This is a genomic window from Umezawaea sp. Da 62-37, from assembly GCF_032460545.1.
GTDB lineage: Bacteria > Actinomycetota > Actinomycetes > Mycobacteriales > Pseudonocardiaceae > Umezawaea.
Genome location: NZ_CP135965.1, coordinates 4,662,866 through 4,681,538 on the forward strand (window position 1 = coordinate 4,662,866; position 18,673 = coordinate 4,681,538).

21 protein-coding genes are annotated in these 18,673 nt (G+C 71.9%); 11 read left to right on the forward strand and 10 right to left on the reverse strand.

Annotation, left to right across the window (positions count from 1 at the left end):
- Positions 1–129: 129 nt before the first annotated feature.
- Positions 130–804, reverse strand: a complete 675-nt coding sequence (locus tag RM788_RS20890; RefSeq protein ID WP_315933394.1) for a response regulator transcription factor — start codon at positions 802–804, stop codon at positions 130–132.
- A 33-nt stretch (positions 805–837) separates the two neighbouring features.
- Between RM788_RS20890 and hisN the strand changes: the two genes are divergently transcribed.
- Entirely contained in the window at positions 838–1,620 is a 783-nt protein-coding gene (gene hisN, locus RM788_RS20895) for a histidinol-phosphatase (RefSeq protein WP_315933395.1), read from the forward strand.
- Here the strand turns inward: hisN and RM788_RS20900 are convergent.
- Genes RM788_RS20900 through RM788_RS20915 form a run of 4 tightly spaced genes read right to left on the reverse strand, consistent with a single transcriptional unit; the run spans position 1,598 to position 4,801 of the window.
- A complete protein-coding gene (locus RM788_RS20900; RefSeq protein WP_315933396.1) occupies positions 1,598–1,864 on the reverse strand; it encodes a hypothetical protein in 267 nt (88 codons plus the stop codon). The two genes, hisN and RM788_RS20900, sit on opposite strands and share 23 nt — an antisense overlap.
- On the reverse strand, positions 1,861–4,023 hold the full coding sequence (locus RM788_RS20905; RefSeq protein WP_315933397.1) for a TNT domain-containing protein: 2,163 nt from the start codon (positions 4,021–4,023) through the stop codon (positions 1,861–1,863). Before RM788_RS20905 ends, RM788_RS20900 begins: the two co-directional genes overlap by 4 nt.
- Before the next feature lie 11 nt (positions 4,024–4,034).
- On the reverse strand, positions 4,035–4,349 hold the full coding sequence (locus tag RM788_RS20910; RefSeq protein WP_315933398.1) for a hypothetical protein: 315 nt from the start codon (positions 4,347–4,349) through the stop codon (positions 4,035–4,037).
- Positions 4,346–4,801: a YbaB/EbfC family nucleoid-associated protein gene (locus RM788_RS20915; protein ID WP_315933399.1), complete on the reverse strand. Its 456-nt coding sequence runs from the start codon at positions 4,799–4,801 to the stop codon at positions 4,346–4,348. Before RM788_RS20915 ends, RM788_RS20910 begins: the two co-directional genes overlap by 4 nt.
- A gap of 78 nt (positions 4,802–4,879) precedes the next feature.
- On the opposite strand from RM788_RS20915, the gene RM788_RS20920 reads away from it, so the two are divergent.
- Positions 4,880–5,323: a MaoC family dehydratase gene (locus RM788_RS20920; RefSeq protein WP_315933400.1), complete on the forward strand. Its 444-nt coding sequence runs from the start codon at positions 4,880–4,882 to the stop codon at positions 5,321–5,323.
- An 11-nt stretch (positions 5,324–5,334) separates the two neighbouring features.
- Here RM788_RS20920 and RM788_RS20925 read toward each other — a convergent pair whose 3' ends face one another.
- From RM788_RS20925 to RM788_RS20935, 3 genes are all read right to left on the reverse strand, one after another.
- Positions 5,335–6,303: a hydroxymethylglutaryl-CoA lyase gene (locus RM788_RS20925; protein WP_399344245.1), complete on the reverse strand. Its 969-nt coding sequence runs from the start codon at positions 6,301–6,303 to the stop codon at positions 5,335–5,337.
- Positions 6,290–6,817, reverse strand: a complete 528-nt coding sequence (locus tag RM788_RS20930; RefSeq protein ID WP_315933402.1) for a PH domain-containing protein — start codon at positions 6,815–6,817, stop codon at positions 6,290–6,292. Before RM788_RS20930 ends, RM788_RS20925 begins: the two co-directional genes overlap by 14 nt.
- Before the next feature lie 85 nt (positions 6,818–6,902).
- Complete coding sequence (locus RM788_RS20935; RefSeq protein WP_399345050.1) at positions 6,903–7,703, reverse strand: biotin--[acetyl-CoA-carboxylase] ligase; 801 nt, start codon at positions 7,701–7,703, stop codon at positions 6,903–6,905.
- A 175-nt stretch (positions 7,704–7,878) separates the two neighbouring features.
- Here RM788_RS20935 and RM788_RS20940 point away from each other — a divergent pair, with 175 nt between their 5' ends.
- The gene (locus RM788_RS20940; protein ID WP_315933404.1) at positions 7,879–9,510 is read left to right on the forward strand and encodes an acyl-CoA carboxylase subunit beta; all 1,632 of its coding nucleotides are present in this window, start codon (positions 7,879–7,881) and stop codon (positions 9,508–9,510) included.
- 29 nt (positions 9,511–9,539) lie between these two features.
- Entirely contained in the window at positions 9,540–9,734 is a 195-nt protein-coding gene (locus tag RM788_RS20945) for an acyl-CoA carboxylase epsilon subunit (protein WP_315934696.1), read from the forward strand.
- A 281-nt stretch (positions 9,735–10,015) separates the two neighbouring features.
- Here RM788_RS20945 and RM788_RS20950 read toward each other — a convergent pair whose 3' ends face one another.
- Positions 10,016–10,474, reverse strand: a complete 459-nt coding sequence (locus RM788_RS20950) for a hypothetical protein (protein ID WP_315933405.1) — start codon at positions 10,472–10,474, stop codon at positions 10,016–10,018.
- Positions 10,475–10,549: 75 nt separating this feature from the next.
- On the opposite strand from RM788_RS20950, the gene RM788_RS20955 reads away from it, so the two are divergent.
- The 4 genes from RM788_RS20955 to RM788_RS20970 all read left to right on the forward strand — a co-directional run bounded on the left by RM788_RS20955 (position 10,550) and on the right by RM788_RS20970 (position 14,777).
- Positions 10,550–11,152: a PadR family transcriptional regulator gene (locus RM788_RS20955; RefSeq protein ID WP_315933406.1), complete on the forward strand. Its 603-nt coding sequence runs from the start codon at positions 10,550–10,552 to the stop codon at positions 11,150–11,152.
- The gene (locus RM788_RS20960; RefSeq protein WP_315933407.1) at positions 11,149–12,597 is read left to right on the forward strand and encodes a DHA2 family efflux MFS transporter permease subunit; all 1,449 of its coding nucleotides are present in this window, start codon (positions 11,149–11,151) and stop codon (positions 12,595–12,597) included. Before RM788_RS20955 ends, RM788_RS20960 begins: the two co-directional genes overlap by 4 nt.
- A gap of 55 nt (positions 12,598–12,652) precedes the next feature.
- Positions 12,653–13,270: a Maf family protein gene (locus RM788_RS20965; protein WP_315933408.1), complete on the forward strand. Its 618-nt coding sequence runs from the start codon at positions 12,653–12,655 to the stop codon at positions 13,268–13,270.
- A gap of 178 nt (positions 13,271–13,448) precedes the next feature.
- Entirely contained in the window at positions 13,449–14,777 is a 1,329-nt protein-coding gene (locus RM788_RS20970; RefSeq protein WP_315933409.1) for a dicarboxylate/amino acid:cation symporter, read from the forward strand.
- Positions 14,778–14,780: 3 nt separating this feature from the next.
- On the opposite strand, the gene RM788_RS20975 is transcribed toward RM788_RS20970, so the two are convergent.
- Positions 14,781–15,452, reverse strand: a complete 672-nt coding sequence (locus RM788_RS20975; RefSeq protein WP_315933410.1) for a hypothetical protein — start codon at positions 15,450–15,452, stop codon at positions 14,781–14,783.
- Between the two features lie 132 nt (positions 15,453–15,584).
- On the opposite strand from RM788_RS20975, the gene RM788_RS20980 reads away from it, so the two are divergent.
- From RM788_RS20980 to RM788_RS20990, 3 genes are read left to right on the forward strand one after another with little or no spacing between them, the layout of a single operon-like run.
- Complete coding sequence (locus RM788_RS20980) at positions 15,585–17,348, forward strand: acetyl/propionyl/methylcrotonyl-CoA carboxylase subunit alpha (RefSeq protein WP_399344250.1); 1,764 nt, start codon at positions 15,585–15,587, stop codon at positions 17,346–17,348.
- A 10-nt stretch (positions 17,349–17,358) separates the two neighbouring features.
- Entirely contained in the window at positions 17,359–17,787 is a 429-nt protein-coding gene (locus tag RM788_RS20985; protein WP_315933412.1) for a DUF1707 SHOCT-like domain-containing protein, read from the forward strand.
- Between the two features lie 17 nt (positions 17,788–17,804).
- A complete protein-coding gene (locus RM788_RS20990) occupies positions 17,805–18,665 on the forward strand; it encodes an HAD family hydrolase (protein ID WP_399345052.1) in 861 nt (286 codons plus the stop codon).
- Positions 18,666–18,673: the final 8 nt, after the last annotated feature.

The following is an 18,673-nucleotide window of genomic DNA, read 5'->3' on the forward strand; positions in this document are numbered from 1 at the left end:
GAGCCTGACGTGGTGGCAGGCGGTGCGGGCGGATGGCTCGCGTACCGCTGTTGTACGTGGGCCGTCCGCCCGTGTCCCCAGGGGCCGCCCTGGGCCCGGCTACCGCGAACACGGATCCAGAAACACGCCCTACTCCGCGTTGAACCGGAAGCCGACGCCCCGGACGGTGGCGATGCGCTTCTCGGCCGAGCGCAGGGTGCCGTCACCGAGCTTCCGGCGCAGCCACGACATGTGCATGTCGAGCGTCTTGCTGCCCTTGAGCTCCGGGTCGTTCCACACCTCGGAGAGGATCTCGTCGCGGTTCACGACCTGGCCCGACCGCTGCATCAGGACGCGGAGCAGCTCGAACTCCTTGTTCGCGAGCTGCACCTCCCGGCCGTCCACGACGACCCGGCGGGCGGCCAGGTCCATCCGGACCCCGTTGACCTCCAGCGTGCCGGGGGCGCGGCGGCGCAGCAGGGCGCGTATCCGCGCCATCAGCTCGGCCAGCCGGAACGGTTTGGCAACGTAGTCGTCCGCGCCCGCGTCCAGGCCGACGACGAAGTCGACCTCGTCCGACCGGGCGGTCAGCATCAGCACCGGAACCCCTCGACCGCCCGAGCGGAGTCTCCGGCACACCTCCAGGCCGTCCATCCCCGGCAGTCCGAGGTCGAGCACCAGCAGGTCGATGCCACCGGCTACGGCGACCTCCAACGCGGTGGGCCCGTCGCTCACGACGTGCACGGCGTACCCCTCGCGCTGAAGCGCTCGGGACAGTGGATCTGCGATTGCCGGGTCATCCTCGGCCAACAAGACCACGCTCACGAAACCCACACTAGGCCTGGCACGATTCGGCGTGTGGCTACCTCCAACAGTGATCTTGATCTTGCCCGCCTGCTGGCCGACGCGGCGGACCTGATCACGACCTCCCGCTTCCGCGCGCTCGACCTCGTCGTGGAGCGGAAACCCGACCGCACGCCGGTCACCGACGCCGACACCGCGGTCGAGGACGCGGTGCGCGCGCTGCTCGCCGAACACCGGCCGGAGGACGCCGTGGCGGGTGAGGAGCGGGGCGGCGAGGTCGGCGACGGCCGCACGTGGGTGCTGGACCCGATCGACGGCACGAAGAACTTCCTGCGCGGCGTGCCCGCGTGGGCGACGCTGATCGCGCTGGTCGAGGACGGCACCCCGGTCGTGGGCATGATCAGCGCCCCGGCGCTGGGCCGCCGCTGGTGGGCAGCTTCGGGGACGGGCGCGTTCTCGTCCGACCCGTTCGGGCAGCGGCGGATCTCGGTGTCCCGCGTAGCCGCCCTGGAGGACGCCTACCTGACCACGACGCACTTCGGCTCGTGGGCGAAGTACCACTCGCAGGCCGCCTACCTGGCGCTGATGGACGCGACCTGGGAGAACCGGGCGTTCGGCGACTTCTGGTCGCACTGCCTGGTCGCCGAGGGCGCCATGGACATCGCCGCCGAGGCGATCGTGAACCCGTGGGACGTCGCCGCGGCGCAGGTCATCGTCACCGAGGCGGGTGGCCGGTTCACCGACCTCAAGGGCGTCGGCCGCTACGACCAGGGCAGCGCGCTGTCCACCAACGGCCTGCTGCACGACGAGGTGCTCAAGGTACTGCGGGTGGGGTGAGCACCCCCACGGCGCCCCGCGCGACCTGCGCCCACACCAGCCTGCCGAACAGGTAGTGGCAGGCCACGTCCTCGCCCGCGAACCGGGCCCAGTCGTACCGGTTGCCCTGCTCGCGCCAGAACACCTCCCACCCGTCGCCGTCGCGGGTGAGGCACCAGGCGTTGTCGGTCTCGGCGCCGATGGACACGACGTCGTCGGGCACGCCGACGGTCCGCAGCCAGCCCGCGATCGACTCGGTGTTCATGCCAGCTCCATCAGGTAGCCCAGCGCGACGAGGTCGGCGACGGGGTAGGTCGTGCGGTAGCGGGTGCCGCCGCCGGGCTGGCCGAACCACGGCGCGGAGACCGTCCGCCACACCGGCAGCGGCTGGCGCACGACGTAGCGGCGGTACCCGGCAGCGAGGTGCTCCGGGGGCAGCGAGCGGGCGGCGAACCCGGTGCCCAGCGTCGTGAGCACCCGGCCCTCCTCGGTGCCGAAGCGGTCGAGTTCGGACCCGGCGGGCAGCACGTCGGGCCTGCCCGCCTCGTACCCGCCTTCGGGGTGGGTGTCGGCGTCGGGCCAGACGAGGCCGAACGGCTCGGCGCTCCGCACGTACCTGTCGTCCCAGTCGCGCTCGTGCAGCCCGGCCTGCGGGTCGTAGCCCTCGGCGAGCTGTCGCACGACCGGGTGATCCGGGCCGAGCGCGGCGATCGGGGCCGGGCGCTGCTGGGCGCACCGGGTGGAGACCAGGTCGGCGTGCGGGTGGTCCTGCGGGCGGAAGCGCAGGCCGTCGGACTCCACCCGGCCGGTGCCGCCGGAGGCGGGGTCGGTCTGCTCGCTCGGGCGGGCGCTGGCCTTGGGGGCCGTGCCGCGCGGGAAGCCGTGCAGGTAGAAGAACGCCACCACGTCCGGGGACGCGACCTGGTCCGGCTTCTTCAGGTCCTTGGCCGCCGGGGTCGTCGACTGCTGCGACTGCTGGGCCTGCTGGCCCTGCTGCGCCTGCTGACCCTGCTGGGCCTGCTGGGACTGCTGGGACTGCTGGACCGGCTGCTGGCCGGGGCTCTTCTGCTCGGTCCTCTGCTGGGCAGCCGTCTGGTCCGCCCCGCGCTGCGCGGGGCCCTGGTCCGCGCGCGCCGGGGTGCCGACGACCGCGCCGGCGCCGCCACCGGTCGCGGCCGGGGTCGCTCCGGGGACCGGGGACGGGACCGGGGCGGCCGGTGCCGCGGTGCCGAAGCCCGGTGCCTGCGCCGGGCCCTGGACGGGCGCGGCGGGTGCGGGCGGTACCTGCGGCTGGACCGCCGCCTGCGCGGGGGCCTGGAGTTCGGTCGGCAGCAGCGGGCGGTCCAGCAGGGCCGCCGACGCCTGGGTGACCGTGCCGTCGGTGGTGCCCATGATCGGCTGGACGTGGTCGGGCTGCGCCGGCACGGCGTCGAAGACCGGCCCGGCCTGGCCCACGTCCACGGCGCCCGCCATCGGCGGGACCAGCGTGGTCGGGAGCTGGAGCGGCGGCGTGAACCCCTGCTGGACGACAGGCGGCGCGGCCTGCACGGCCTCGTGGACCGGCGCGAGCACCTGCGGCGCCAGGTCGGTGACGGGCACGGCGTACTTCGGCAGGACGTCCGCGACCGGGGCCACGACGTGCGAAGCAGCATCGGTGACCGGAGCCATGACGTGCGAGGCCAGGTCGGTGACCGGCGCGGCGACGGAGGGCACGACCTGCGCCACGGGGGCGACCAGCGCGGGCACCGCGTCGGCGACCGGGGCCAGCACCGCGGGGACGACGTCCACCACCGGCGCGACCACGGCGGCGACCGGGGCCGCGACGGCGCCGACGGTCTGGTCGAGGGTGCCGCCGACGACGTCCAGCAGCCCGCCGTGCGAACCGGGGTTCGCGTTGACCGGCGGGGCGGTGGCGCCGACGTCCACGCCGCTGTCGAGCCGCACGGAGTCGGCGAGGGTGTTCGTCAGGTGGGTCACGTTCGCCGTGGCGCCCGCGAGCGCGGGACCGAGGCCGAGGAGCGCGGTCGGGTGGCCTGCCGAGGCGCACTGCCCCGCCGCGTCGGTGTTCTTGGCCAGGTTGACCAGTTCGCGGACCAGTTCGACCTTCGCCTTGCCGATCTGGTCGGCGCCGTGCTCCAGCCGGTCGGCCGCCGCGTGGCAGCCCTTCGCGGCGGTGTTCAGGTCGCCGTCCGGGGCGACCACGCGGTTCCAGTGCCCGCGGGCCGCGTCGGCGGTCCCGCCGCTGATCGAGGTCAGCGTCCTGGTCGCGGACGTGTCCGAGTCGCCCGCCAGCCCGGTGATCCGGGTGCCCGCGTCGCGCCACGCAGCGGCCGACGCGCGCATCGCGTCCTCGTCGGCCTCCGGCCACTTGACGCCCGCCTTCGCGGCGACGTCGGCGAGTTCCGGTGGAAGTTGGATGCCCATCGTCGCGCCCCTCAGCTGTGGACGTCGCGCAACGTGCCCGCGGCGCCGCCGTCGACCTGGCCGTACGTCTGCGCGGTGGCGGCGAATCGCTCGCCGACACCGTCGAACTTGCCGGAGATGCCGTCGAGCTTGCCGAACGACTCGTCCGCCGCGGCCACGTGACCGCCGGCGAAACTCCGCCCGATCTGGTCCGCGCCCCAGCACACGCCGAACGACTCGAGCGCGCCCGACAGGTCGGCCGCGATCTTGCCCGCCTGCTCCGCGTACCCGGTGAACTCCCCCGCGCCCTCGACCAACCTGGTCCGGTCGACCTCGAAGCCGTTCATCGCGTCCTCCCCATGTCGTCCAGCCAGCTGTCGCGCAACCCGAAGTCCTCGTCGTCGGCGACCGGACGCCTCGGCGCGGGCGGCGGCGGCGCGATCTCCTCGGGCTTGAGGTCCGCGGTGCCGCGCACGAGCGCCGCCGGGTCGGTGTCCGCGGGCAGCACCGGCGCCAACGTCCGGTAGGTCCGCTCGGCGGCCTTGGCCACGGCCGCCTCGGTCGTCCTCAGGACCAGCTCCGCGAGCCGGTCGGGCCGGTGCGCCCGGTAAGCGTTGTCCGCCAGCCGGAGACCGGTCAGCGCCCCGCCGGAGCCGACGGTCGCGGTGACCGTGCCGTCCTCGCTGGTCACCGAGACCGTGATCGCCGCGAGATCGCGCTGCACGGACGCCAGCTGGTCGCGGCTGCGCCGGTAGTCGGCGAGCAGCTCCTCGACCTGGGCCCGGTGATCTGTCGTCACGGCCACCTCCGGTTCACGCGCGTTGGACGTGCCACACAACAAGAAGGTTCCCACCACCGAGGTGGTTGTATCTCCACCATGAGCACGATCGCCTTCGAGGACCTCACGCCCGGAAGGATCATCCCGCTCGGCGAGGTCGCCGTCGACCGCGTCGAGATGCTGGCCTTCGCCGAGCGCTTCGACCCCCAGCCGTTCCACCTCGACGAGGAGGCGGGCAAGCGCTCCGTCCTCGGCGGCCTGGCCGCGTCCGGCTGGTTCACCGCATCGCTGTGGATGCGCCAGTACGTCGACCACGTCCTGGCCGACTCCACCTCGCAGGGCTCACCCGGTGGCCGCGAACTCTCCTGGCTGGCACCGGTCTTCGCCGACGACGTGCTCACGTGCGAGCTGGAGGTCATCAGCTCGAGGGTGTCCAGGTCCAGGCCCGGACTCGGCCTCGTCGAGATCGTGGGCAGGGCCACCCGCGACGGCGAAGTGGTCTACCGGCTGACCTTCACCGGCATCTTCACCACCCGCGGCTGACCTCCGCCCGGTCAGCCCCGCAACGCCCGCACGACGTTCGACGGGCTCGGACGACCCAGCACACCGGCCATCCACTTGCTGGTGTCGGCCAGCTTGTCGAGGTCCACGCCGTGCCGGATCCCCAGTCCGTCCAACATCCACACGAGGTCCTCGGTGGCCAGGTTGCCCGTCGCCGACTCCGCGTACGGGCAGCCGCCGAGGCCGCCAGCGGAGGCGTCCACCGTCGTCACGCCGCACTCCAGCGCCGCGTACGTGTTGGCGAGGGCCTGCCCGTAGGTGTCGTGGAAGTGCACCGCCAGCGGCTCCACCGAGTCGAACATCCCCAGCAGGGCCTTGACCTGTCCGGGGGTGGCGACGCCGATGGTGTCGCCGAGCGAGAGCTGCGAGCAGCCCATGTCCAGCAGCCGCTTGCCGACGCCCACGACCTGCTCGCGCGCGACCGGCCCCTCCCACGGGTCGCCGAAGCACATCGACACGTACCCGCGCACGGTCAGCCCCTCGGCACGAGCCCGCGAGACGACCGGGTCGAACATGGCGAACTGCTCGTCGAGCGTCCTGTTGAGGTTGCGGTTCGCGAAGGTCTCGGTGGCGCTGGCGAAGATCGCGATGTCGCGCACCCCGGCCGCCAGCGCCCGGTCGAGCCCGCGCTCGTTCGGCACCAGCACCGGGTAGACGACGCCGGGCCGCTTCTCCAGCCCCGCCAGCAACTCCTCGGCGTCGGCGAGCTGCGGCACCCACTTCGGGTGCACGAAACTGGTCGCCTCCAGCACCGTCGAGCCCGCGTCGGCCATCCGGTCGAGGAACTCCAGCTTCACCCCGACCGGCACGATCGCCGACTCGTTCTGCAGCCCGTCCCGCGCCCCGACCTCCCAGATGGTCACCCGTTCCGGCAACCCGGAACCGGGGACCACGTCGGGCAGACTCCGCTTCACGGTCTCTCCGCTGGGGGAATCACGTCGAGACACCTCACGCGCGCCCATCGACGACCTCACCGGGTCGGTAGTCGTCGTCCGGGTTGTCGTTGACCTCGCGGTAGAGCAGCGAGTGCACGCGCTCGACGTTCGGGATGTCGTCGAACTCCAGCGGCTCGTCCGACGCCGACTCGATGATCAGCGTGCCGCAGCCGAGCACCCGGTCGAGCAGGCTGTGCTCGAACCGGACGCTGTTGATCCGCGACAGCGGGATGTCCAGCCCGGTGCGCTTGAGCACACCTTCGCGGTACATCACCCGGTCGCTGGTCACGATGAAGTGCGTGGTGCGCCAGCGGATGACCGGCGTCAGCGTCAGCCACGCGGCCAGCACGACGCCGATGACGATGAGCGCGATCTGCGCGATCCCGCCCCACGACTGGCCGGAGACCAGCGACGCGAGGAAGGCGCACGCCGCGACGACCACGAGGAGGAGGAACACCGGGAGAAGGAGCATCTTCCAGTGCGAGTGCTTGTGGATCACGACGTGCTCATTGGGGCTGAGCAGGTCGTCGGGGTACGCCACGGCGATCCTCCGGGTGTGCAGCACTGAATGGACGAGCCACCGTACCGCCGGGGGCAGGGGGCGGTCGGGACCTTCGACCTGTTCGTTATGCCGGGCGGAGGTGAACGACGTCACCCGCGGAAACCGCGTGGTCGACGCCGTCGTCGCGGCGCACCACGAGGGTGCCGTCGACCGCGATGTCGTGCCCGGTGCCGACCAGTTCGGAGGAGCCGCTCAGCTCGACCCTCACCCGCTGGCCGAGCGTCGAGCAGTGCGCGCGGTACTCGTCGAGCAGCCCGGACGGCCGGGGGTCGCCGCCCGAGGCCCGCCAGTCCGCCTCCAGTTCGCTGAGGTGCACGAGCAGCCGCCCCGCGAGGTCGGTACGGTCCAGCTTGGTCGCGCCCTCGTCGGCCAGCGAGGTGGGCGTCAGACCGCCGGGGCCCGGCTCGACGTCGGCGGGCAGCGGGGCCACGTTGAGGCCCATGCCGACCACGACCGCCGCGCCCACGTTCTGGGCCAGCACCCCGGCGCCCTTGGCCCCGGACTGGCCGATCAGCAGGTCGTTCGGCCACTTCAGCGACGACTTCACGCCGACCGACTCGGCGAGCCGCACCAGCGCGACGCCCGCGATCAGCGTCAGCCACGGCAGCCGGGCCGGGGCGACGCCGACCGGCCGGAACAGCACGCTCACGTAGAGGCCGCTGCCCGGTGGCGAGATCCAGGTCCGGCCGCGGCGGCCCTGCCCGGCGGTCTGCTCCTCCGCGACCAGGACGGTCCGGTCGACCGCACCGCGCGCGGCCGACCTCGCCAGGTCGGTGTTGGTCGACTCCGTGCTGTCGACGACGACGACCGAGGCGTAGGGCCCTACCAGACGCGCCCGAAGCGCGTCGACGTCCAAAGGCGTGATCACCCACGACAGTCTAGGAAGGCGTCCTCCCCGCCGCCGGCCGGAGCGGGGCGCACGGCGGGGAGGACCCGTGAATCCTGCGACCTCGACCTCGCTGGAGGTCAAGCGAACCGATCCAGTGAGGTCTGCTACTGATCAGTACAAGACCCCGGACCCGTGATTAGGCTGCCGAGCCATGAGCAGTGCGACGGAACCCGTCGGCGACGAGGCCGACGTCCACACCACGGCCGGGAAGCTGGCCGACCTCCACCGGCGCAACGAGGAGGCCGTGAACGCGGGCTCCCGACGCGCGATCGAGAAGCAGCACGCGAAGGGCAAGAAGACCGCCCGCGAGCGCATCGACGCACTGCTCGACGCGGGCTCGTTCATCGAGCTGGACGAGCTGGCCCGGCACCGCTCGACGAACTTCGGCCTGGAGACCAACCGCCCCTACGGCGACGGCGTGGTCACCGGGTACGGCACCGTCGACGGCCGCCCGGTGTGCGTGTTCAGCCAGGACGTGACGATCTTCGGCGGCTCGCTCGGCGAGGTGTACGGCGAGAAGATCGTCAAGGTCATGGACCTCGCGCTGAAGACCGGCAGGCCGCTGGTCGGCATCAACGAGGGCGGCGGCGCGCGCATCCAGGAGGGCGTCGTCTCGCTCGGCCTCTACGGCGAGATCTTCCGCCGCAACGTGCAGGCCTCGGGCGTGATCCCGCAGATCTCCCTGATCATGGGCGCGAACGCGGGCGGCCACGTCTACTCGCCGGCACTGACCGACTTCGTCGTGATGGTCGACCAGACCTCGCACATGTTCATCACCGGCCCCGACGTGATCAAGACCGTCACCGGCGAGGACGTGGGGTTCGAGGAGCTGGGCGGCGGGCGCACGCACAACACGAAGTCCGGGAACGCGCACTACCTGGGCAGCGACGAGGACGACGCCATCGCCTACGTCAAGGAGCTGCTGTCGTACCTGCCGTCGAACAACCTGGCCGAGTCGCCGGTGCTCGACGCGCCCGAGGACCTGCTGCACGGCGCGCTGGAGGACTCGGTCACGGACTCCGACCGGGAGCTGGACACGCTCATCCCGGATTCGGCGAACCAGCCCTACGACATGCACGAGGTGCTGACCCGCGTCCTGGACGACGGCGAGTTCCTGGAGGTGCACCCGCTGTTCGCGCCGAACATCCTGGTGGGGTTCGGGCGGGTGGACGGGCACGCGGTGGGGATCGTGGCGAACCAGCCGACCCAGTACGCGGGGTGCCTGGACATCGACGCGTCGGAGAAGGCGGCCCGGTTCGTGCGGACGTGCGACGCGTTCAACGTGCCGGTGGTGACGTTCGTGGACGTGCCGGGATTCCTGCCGGGGACGGACCAGGAGTGGAACGGGATCATCCGGCGGGGCGCGAAGCTGATCTACGCGTACGCGGAGGCGACCGTTCCGCTGGTCACGGTGATCACCCGGAAGGCTTACGGCGGGGCTTACGACGTGATGGGGTCGAAGCACCTGGGGGCGGATGTGAACCTGGCCTGGCCCACGGCGCAGATCGCGGTGATGGGGGCTTCGGGGGCGGCGAACATCGTGCACCGGAAGACGTTGGCGAACGCGGTGAACGCGGGGGAGGACGTGGACGCGTTGAGGGCCCGGTTGCAGGGGGAGTACGAGGACGCGTTGTGCAACCCGTACGTGGCGGCTGAGCGGGGGTACGTGGATTCGGTGATCCCGCCGTCGTTGACGAGGGGGTATGTGGCTCGGGCTTTGCACATGTTGAGGGACAAGAGGGAGACGTTGCCGCCCAAGAAGCACGGGAACATTCCGCTGTGAGCGGGGGGGAGTTGGTTCCGCTGCGGGTGGTGCGGGGGGAGCCGGATGAGGTTGAGGTGGCGGCTTTGGTCGCTGTGGTGGTGGGTGGGGTTGGGTCTGGGGTTGGGGCTGGGTCTGCATCTGCGCCGGGGGGTCGGTCGGTGTGGGGGGATCCGGGGCGGAGGGTTCGGGGGGTTTTGAGGGCTGGGCCTGGAGCTTGGAGGGCATCGGGGTTGCCTGGGTAGGTGGGGTGGGGGGTGGCAGAGCCCGGCCCCCGTGCGCGCGATTGTCTCAATGTCGCACCCCTGTTTGTCAAGGCGGGAAAGATGCCTTGACAAACAGGGGTGCGACAGGAGGGCGCTGTGTATCGGGGGCAGGGGGAGGTCTGGCTCCGCTTGTGTCGGCTGTACCGGGTTAGGGCACCTCGCTGCGCGTCGGCAGGGCACCTCGCTGCGCATCGGCAAGACAGGCGGGCGCTCCGCGCCGGATGCGCGGGGGCGGCTCCGCCGGTGTTGGGGTTGTGGGGCTAAGTGGTGCAGGTGACGGTGCGGCTGTTGACCTCTACTGGTGTTGCGCCCAGGACGACTGCTTCGCGGCAGCGGGTGCCCACTGAGGGCACGTGGAGGCGGAGTAGTAGCCAGATGGCCATGCCGTTTGGCTGGGTTTTGGTGGCGATGACTTCGACGTCGCCTGCCGCGATGGCGGAGGGGATGCCGGTCAGGTTGCCGAGTGAGGCGGCGTCTGCGCGGGCGGCTTTTACGACGGATTGCATGACGCGGTCTTCGGCTTGGTCCGCGGAGTTGGCGAACGGCCAGATGGGGACGCCGTAGCCGATCGGGTCGGCGGCCAGTACGCGGCCCACGAGTAGTGCGCCGGCGATCACGGCCGTCAGGAGCGCCACGACGGCCAGGCGGGAGCCGGTTGGTCGGGGGTGTGCGGTGACCAGTTGCCAGCGTTTCACCACGCCCAGCGTGCCGAACCCCACACCGCTCCCACATCGGTAGTTCTACGCGACCGTGCATATACTCCAGATCGAATAATCATGATCGGAGCATCACGCATGTCCGCGATCCGCCCGTTGGCGATGGTCGTCCTCGAACTGCTGCACGAAGCACCCATGCACCCGTACGAGATCCAGCAGAAGATCCGCCACCGCCAGCTCGGCAGGTTGACCAAGGTCACCGTCGGCTCGCTCTACCACGCGGTGGAGAAGCTGGAGAAAGACGGGCTGATCGAGGTCGTGGAGACCAGCCGGGAGGGCAGGAGGCCGGAGCGGACGACGTACCGGTTGACCGCCACCGGGCTCGACGTGTTCCAGGAGGAGGTGCTGGGGAGCCTCTCCGATTTGACGGTGGAGTACCCGCGGTTCGCGATGGCCTTGCAGCACCTGCACACGCAGCGCCGCGAGAAGGCGGTCGCGGAGCTCCGCAGGCGGGTTCACGTGCTGAAGAAGAAACTGGCGCTGGTGGACGCGGCGATCACCGACTTGGAACTGCAGGGGGTCGAGCCGATGTTCTGGCTCGACTACACGTACGGCCGCGCGATGCGGCAAGCCGAGCTCGACTGGGTCGAGCGGCTGATCGACCGGCTCGTGAACGACGAGCTGACCTGGCCCGAAGCGGTCGTCCGCCGCATCGACGAACTCGAGGAGGACCGGCCATGAGCCGGCAAGTCAACCCGTGGGCCGCGCTGTCCGCGCTGTGCATCGGCTTCTTCATGATCCTGCTGGACACGACGATCGTGAACGTCGCGATCCCGTCCATGATCAAGGACCTGGACGCGGGCCTGAACGAGATCATCTGGGTCAACAGCGTCTACCTGTTGACCTACGCCGTCCCGCTGCTGCTGACCGGCAGACTCGGGGACAGATTCGGGCCGAAACGCCTGTTCATGGTGGGGCTGGTCGTGTTCATCGGCTCGTCGCTGTGGTGCGGCCTTTCGGCGTCGGTCGAGATGCTGATCGTCGCGCGCGGCGTGCAGGGGCTCGGCGCGGCGATGATGACGCCGCAGACGATGGCGTTCATCACGCACCTGTTCCCGCCCGCCAAGCGCGGCGGCCCGATGGGCATGTGGGGCGCGGTCGCGGGTGTCGCGACGGTCACCGGCCCGCTGCTCGGCGGTTTCCTGGTCGACAACTTCGGCTGGGAGTGGATCTTCTTCGTGAACGTGCCCGTCGGCGTGGTCGCGCTGGTGATGACGGCGGTGCTGGTGCCGGACTGGAAGCCGGGGCACAGCCACAGCTTCGACCCGCTGGGCATCGCGCTGTGCTGCGTCGGCCTGTCGCTGGTGGTGTTCGGCGTGCAGGAGGGCCAGCACTTCGCGTGGGGTGACGTGTGGGGCCCGATCACGATCCCGGAGGTCATCTCCGCCGGTGTCGTGCTGCTGGTCGCGTTCGTGGTCTGGCAGGCCCGCAACCGCAGGGAACCGCTGCTGCCGCTGGGGATCTTCGCCAACCGGAACTTCTCGCTCGGCAACGTCGCCAACCTGATGATCGGCTTCGGCGTGACGGGCCTGTTCCTGCCGCTGATCATCTACATCCAGTCCGTGCTCGGGCTGTCCGCCGTCGAGTCCGGTCTGCTGACCGCCCCGATGTCGTTGCTGTCCGGTGTGCTCAGCGCGATCGCGGGCAAGCTGTCGGACCGGCCGTGGGCGCGGTTCCTGCCCGCCGACGGCTTCACGCTGCTGGCGCTCGGCGTCGCGCTGCTGTCGTGGCGGCTGGAGCCGGGCATCGAGAGCTGGGAGCTGATCCCGGCGCTGCTGGTGTGCGGTGCGGGCCTGGGCCTGGTGTTCGCTCCGCTGGCCAACATCTCCACCCGCGGCGTCGACCGCAAGCTGATGGGCGCGGGCTCGGGCATCTTCAACACCTCGCGCCAGATCGGGTCCGTGCTGGGCAGCGCCGCCGTCGGGGTGCTGCTCCAGGCCAGGCTCGACAGCCGGATGGCGGAATCCCGCGGCAACTACCCGGAGGCGTTCACCGGGGCCGCGGGCGACACGATGTGGATGCTGGTTGCGGTGCTGCTGGTGGGCACCGCGTGCGCGCTGGCGATGCGGAGGCCTGCCGCCGTGCCGCCGCCCGTCGAACGGGTGCCCGCCGAACAAGCCGCTTAGCCGTGCCGCGGTCGGCCCCGTCGGTGGCGGGGCCGACCGCTCTAAGCTCACCGCCGTGCGCCTAGTCCTGGCTTCGGCCTCCCCCGCCCGCCTGTCCGTCCTCCGCGCCGCCGGGATCGAGCCCGTGGTCCGGGTGTCCGGTGTGGACGAGGACGCGGTGGCCGCCGCGCTGGTCGACCCGAAGCCCGCCGAGGTGGTCACGGCGCTGGCCGTGGCGAAGGCGGAAGCCGTCCTGCCGCTGGTCGCCACCGAGTTCCCGGACTCGGTCGTGATCGGCTGCGACTCGATGCTGCTGACCGCCGACGGCACCCTGGAGGGCAAGCCGGGAACGGTCGAGGCGGCCCGCGACCGCTGGCGGCGGATGGCGGGCACGTCCGGCACCCTGCTGACCGGCCACTGCCTGCTGCGGCTGCGCGGCGGCGAGGTCGTCGGGCGGGCCGCGGGCAGCGAGCAGACGACGATCCGCTTCGGCCGCCCGTCCGAGGAGGACCTGGAGGCCTACCTGGCCACCGGTGAGCCGTTGCAGGTCGCGGGGGCGTTCACGCTGGACGGCCTGGGCGGCTGGTTCGTCGACGGGATCGACGGCGATCCGTCGAGCGTGATCGGGATCAGCCTGCCGCTGACCCGCGGGCTGCTCGCCGAAGTCGGCGTCGCGGTGTCCACACTCTGGTAGCCCTGGTCACAACCAGGGGTTTTCGGGAAGCTCGACCCACGCTCGCGACGTTGGGGGAGCTGACATGAACGAGTTGCTGACGCGCCGCCGCCACATCGATCTGGGCCGCAGGAAGAGCACGGGCTGACACGGGGCCACTCCCCCGTCCGCCCGTCCCCGCGCACACCTCGGAGCAGTTGTGTCGTTCATCCGCGCGTACACCAGGCCGAAGGTCTTCGGCCTCACCGTCCTCGCCGGGCTCGTCCTCGGCGCCCTGACCGGGTTCCTGGCCAAGCAGACCGGCCAGACCTGGCTCGTGACCACCCTGACCAGGATCGGCGGCGTCTTCACCGACCTGCTGCAGCTCACGGTCATCCCGCTCGTCTTCACCGCGATCGTCGTCGGCATCACCAGCCTGCGCAGGCTCGGCGGGTCCCGCACGGCGGCCCGCCTCGGCGGCAAGACGCTGCTCTGGTTCGCCACCACCTCGTTGATCGCGGTGCTCATCGGCCTCGCCATCGGGATCGTCTTCAAGCCCGGCGGCGGCGTGCAGGTGACGCCGTCGGAGTCGGTGCTCAAGAAGCTCGCCACCCGCGACACCGGCTCGTGGAGCGCGTTCCTCGACAGCCTGGTGCCGTCGAACCTGTTCAGCGCGTTCACCGAGGGCCAGGTGCTCCAGGTGGTGTTCATCTCGCTGCTGATCGGCTTCGCCGCCTACGCGATCGGCGACCGCGCGGCCCCGTTCGTCGCGTTCACCCGGTCGGCGTTCGACCTGATCCAGAAGATCGTCGGCTGGATCGTGCTGCTCGCGCCGATCGGCGTGTTCGGGCTGCTCGGCTCGGCGTTCGCGACCTACGGCAACAACTTCGTGAAGCCGCTGTTCTCGCTGATCGCCGCGGTCTACGCGGGGTCGCTGCTGGTGCTGTTCGTGGTCTACCCGCTGCTGCTCAGGTTCGTCGGCAAGGTCAGCCCGGTGACGTTCTTCGCGAAGGCGTGGACGGCGATCCAGTTCGCGTTCGTGTCCCGCTCGTCGGGCGCCACGCTGCCGTTGAGCAGGCAGACCGCGGCGAACCTCGGCGTGGACGCCGACTACGCGAGCTTCGCCGTGCCGCTGGGCACGACCACGAAGATGGACGGCTGCGCGGCGGTCTACCCGGCCGTGGCGACGGTGTTCATCGCGAACCTGTTCGGCGTGCACCTCGGGATCGGCCAGTACCTGCTGATCATCGCGGTGGCCGTGTTCGGCGCCATCGCGACCGCGGGCACCACCGGCTGGTTCACCATGCTCACGCTGACCCTCGGAGCGGTGAACCTGCCGCCGGAGGTCATCGCGACCGGTGTCGCCGTGGTCTACGCGATCGACCCGATCCTGGACATGGTGCGCACCGCGACCAACGTGGCGGGCCAGATCACCGTGCCGGTGCTGGTCGCGCGGAGCGAGGGGCTGCTGGACGACGAGGTGCTCAACGCGCCGAGCGCCCCGCCGCTGCTGTCCGAGCCCGCGCCGCGCGAGCCCGTCCCGGCCTGACGGTCAGGCCCCGCAGGGCGAGAGGTCCGCGGCCGCCGGAGCGACCGCGGGCCAGCCCGGCAGCTCCTCGTCGGTGTCGACCGGCGCGGTGCAGCCCAGGGGTTCCCTGCTGCCGGTGAACGAGAAGACCTGCGCGTACACCCGCGCGCACACCTTCCCGTCGCACTCGCGCTGCACGGCGACGACGTCGGCCACCGCGTCGCCGTCCACGTCGTGCAGCGCCAGGTAGCCGCCGGTCGCGAGGTAGCGGGCCTGGGCCCGGTTCCAGGTGCCGTCGCGGCCGACCAGCACCTCGCCCAGCACCTCGTCGCCGGACGGGCCGCGCACGAGGCACACGCTCACCTTCGAGGCGACGCACTCCAGGGAGCGCTCGTCGATCCGCGCGCCGGACTCCACGACCGTGGACTCGAAGATGTTCGACCCGCCCGCGCCGACGATCCTGATCCGGCCCGTGCCCGCGCCGACCACCAGGTCCACGGTGTCCGCGCCCACGTCCGCCTTGACCACCGAGCGGCAGTCCGCGCCGCCGCACCGGAGGTCGTCCTCACCGGTCGGCGGACCCGCCGCCGAACCCGGTGCCGAGGGCCGGAGCAGGTAGGCGGTCACCAGGCAGCCGACGATCACCAGCACGGCCGCACCCGCCGTCGCCGGTACCGAGCGCGGTGCCTTCGCCACGTCGTCCCCCTCCGTCGAAGCTCCGGAGGATGATTCTGCTGGAAAGTGAGCATGCTCTCGCCCACGGGGTTACCGACGGGTCACTAAACTCCGTGCCAGGTCCCCGAGTCGCCGTTGCCTGGGAGGTTGGACGTGGTCGCACTGCGCAAGGTCCTCATCGCGAACCGCGGCGAGATCGCCGTCCGGGTCGTCCGCGCGTGCCGCGACGCCGGGCTCAGGAGCGTGGCCGTGTACGCGGACCCGGACCGGGACGCGCCGTTCGTGCGCCTCGCGGACGAGGCGTTCGCGCTCGGCGGCAGCACCTCGGGTGAGACCTACCTGTCGGTCGACAAGCTCCTGGACGCCGCCAAGCGCGCCGAGGCGGACTCGATGCACCCCGGCTACGGCTTCCTGTCCGAGAACGCGGACTTCGCCCAGGCCGTCATCGACGCCGGGCTGACCTGGATCGGCCCGAGCCCGCAGGCGATCCGCGACCTCGGCGACAAGGTGACCGCGCGGCACATCGCGACCCGCGCGGGCGCGCCGCTGGTGCCCGGCACCAAGGATCCCGCCGACGGACCGGACGAGATCATCGCGTTCGCGCGGGAGCACGGGCTGCCGGTGGCCATCAAGGCCGCGTTCGGCGGCGGCGGGCGCGGCCTGAAGGTCGCCCGCACGCTGGAGGAGATCCCCGAGCTGTTCGACAGCGCGGTGCGCGAGGCGGTCTCCGCCTTCGGCCGCGGCGAGTGCTTCGTGGAGCGCTACCTGGACAAGCCCCGGCACGTCGAGGCGCAGGTGCTGGCCGACCAGCACGGCAACGTCGTCGTGGTCGGCACCCGCGACTGCTCGTTGCAGCGGCGGCACCAGAAGCTCGTCGAGGAGGCGCCCGCGCCGTTCCTGACCGACGAGCAGCGCGCGTCGATCCACAGCTCCGCGCGGGCCATCTGCAAGGAGGCCGGGTACTACGGCGCGGGCACGGTCGAGTACCTGGTCGCGCTGGACGGCACGATCTCGTTCCTGGAGGTCAACACCCGGCTCCAGGTCGAGCACCCGGTGAGCGAGGAGACCTCGGGCCTCGACCTGGTGCGCGAGCAGTTCCGCATCGCCGCGGGCGAGGAGCTGCGCTTCACCGAGGACCCGGCGCCGCGCGGCCACTCGATCGAGTTCCGGATCAACGGCGAGGACGCCGGTCGCGGCTTCCTGCCCGCCCCCGGCACGGTGACCACGTTCACCTCGCCCGCGGGCCCCGGCGTCCGGGTGGACGCGGGCGTGGAGAGCGGCAGCGTGATCGGCGGCCAGTTCGACTCGCTGCTGGCCAAGCTGATCGTCACCGGCGAGGACCGCGCGCAGGCGATCGAACGGGCCCGGCGCGCGCTGGACGAGATGGTCGTCGAGGGCATGGCGACGGTGCTGCCGTTCCACCGCGCGATCGTCCGGGACCCGGCGTTCACCGCCGAGGACGGCTTCACCGTGCACACCCGGTGGATCGAGACGGAGTTCGACAACACCATCCCGCCGTTCATCGACCCCGCGCAGGCGGCCGAGGAGGAGCCGCGGCGGACCGTGGTCGTCGAGGTCGGCGGCAGGCGGCTGGAGGTGTCGCTGCCCGGAGACCTCGCGCTCGGCGGTGGCGGCGGCGCGAAGACGGCCGCGAAGGCCAAGCCGCGCAAGCGCGCGGGTGGCGGTGGCGCGGCCGCGTCCGGCGACGCGGTGACCGCGCCGATGCAGGGCACGATCGTCAAGGTCGCCGTCGAGGAGGGCCAGGTCGTCGCGGCGGGCGACCTGGTCGTCGTGCTGGAGGCCATGAAGATGGAGAACCCGGTCACCGCGCACAAAGCGGGCACCGTGACGGGCCTGGCGGCCGCGGCCGGATCGACCGTGACGCAGGGAACCGTCCTCTGCGAACTGAAGGACTAGATTCGACGGTGTGAGCAAGCCCGACATCCGCATCGGCGACACCGAACGCGAAGAAGCACTCAAGGCGCTCGGCGAGCACATGAGCGCCGGACGGCTCGAACTGGACGAGTACGGCGACCGCACCGCCATGGTGACGACCGCCAAGACCCGCCGCGACCTGCTGGCCCTGTTCGCCGACCTCCCGGAGCCGCACCCGCGCTTCGGGGAGGTCGCCAGGCCCGCCGCCGCTCCCGTGGAGGCCAGGCCGGAGTCGGCGCAGATCGCCCGCAGGCTCGTCAACGCGCTGGTGCCGCTGACAGGTCTGGTATGCGTGCTGCTCTTCTTCACCGTCCTCAAGACCCCGCTCGTCTTCCTGCTGGTGCCGATCGTCGCGGTCCTGGTCGGCTCGCTCACCGGCGACCAGCACGGGCGCGACCGCGACCGCAGGCGGCGGCGCTGACCCCGCCGACCCTGCTGCTGCTCGACCTCGACGGCGTGCTGCGGCGCTTCGGACCCGACGACGCCATCGAGGACGCGCACGGCCTGCCGCGCGGCGCGCTGGCCCGCGCGGGCTTCGCCCCCGATCTGATCGGACCCGCCATCACCGGCGCGGTGCCCGACGAGGTGTGGCGGGCCTCGGTGGCCGACCGGCTCGCCCTCGACGTGGACCGCGCCGTCGCGGAGGCCGCCGTGGCGTCGTGGTCCCGGCCCGGCGAGGTCGTGGCCGAGGCCGTCGACCTGGTGCGGCTGGCCCGGCGGCGGTGCCGGGTCGCGCTGCTCACCAACGCCACCAGCAGGCTCCCCGACGACCTGCGGCTGCTCGGCCTCGACCGCGAGGTCGACGCGGTCGTGTCCTCGGCGCGGATCGGGGTGGCCAAGCCGTCGCCCGAGGCGTTCCGGCGCGCGCTGCGGGTGCTCCAGCACTCCCCCGCGGCCACGGTGTTCTGCGACGACAAGGCGGAGAACGCGTCCGGAGCCCGCGCGATCGGGGTCGACGGCGTGCACACGCCGACCACGGCCTCGTTGCGCGAGGCCCTGGAGGCGCGCGGGCTGCTGGACGGCCCCGCGGGCGCCTCGACGACGGACGTCGCCGACGAGGTGCTGCTGGTGCTGCCCGAGCGCGACGCGGCCGAAGGTCTCGCCGCGCGGCTCGCGGCCGACGGGTGGACGCCCGCCGCCGTGCACCGCGAACTGCTGGCGGGCGAGGACGACGGCGAGGCGGCGGACTGGATCGTCGAGCTCACCACCGCCCCCGACGGCCGTCCCGCGAGCACCCGCCGGACGTGGCTCGACGCGCTCGCCGACGAGCACGACGGCTTCACCAGCGACAACGGTTAACCTGGGGC

Bases quoted from the DNA above. Each gene is read 5' to 3' on its own strand.
- RM788_RS20920 (WP_315933400.1), top strand. From the start codon at position 4,880: ATGAGCACGATCGCCTTCGAGGACCTCACGCCCGGAAGGATCATCCCG.
- RM788_RS20925 (WP_399344245.1), bottom strand. From the start codon at position 6,303: ATGGGCGCGCGTGAGGTGTCTCGACGTGATTCCCCCAGCGGAGAGACC.
- RM788_RS20900 (WP_315933396.1), bottom strand. From the start codon at position 1,864: ATGAACACCGAGTCGATCGCGGGCTGGCTGCGGACCGTCGGCGTGCCC.
- RM788_RS20955 (WP_315933406.1), top strand. From the start codon at position 10,550: ATGTCCGCGATCCGCCCGTTGGCGATGGTCGTCCTCGAACTGCTGCAC.
- RM788_RS20910 (WP_315933398.1), bottom strand. From the start codon at position 4,349: ATGAACGGCTTCGAGGTCGACCGGACCAGGTTGGTCGAGGGCGCGGGG.
- RM788_RS20960 (WP_315933407.1), top strand. From the start codon at position 11,149: ATGAGCCGGCAAGTCAACCCGTGGGCCGCGCTGTCCGCGCTGTGCATC.
- RM788_RS20940 (WP_315933404.1), top strand. From the start codon at position 7,879: ATGAGCAGTGCGACGGAACCCGTCGGCGACGAGGCCGACGTCCACACC.
- RM788_RS20905 (WP_315933397.1), bottom strand. From the start codon at position 4,023: ATGGGCATCCAACTTCCACCGGAACTCGCCGACGTCGCCGCGAAGGCG.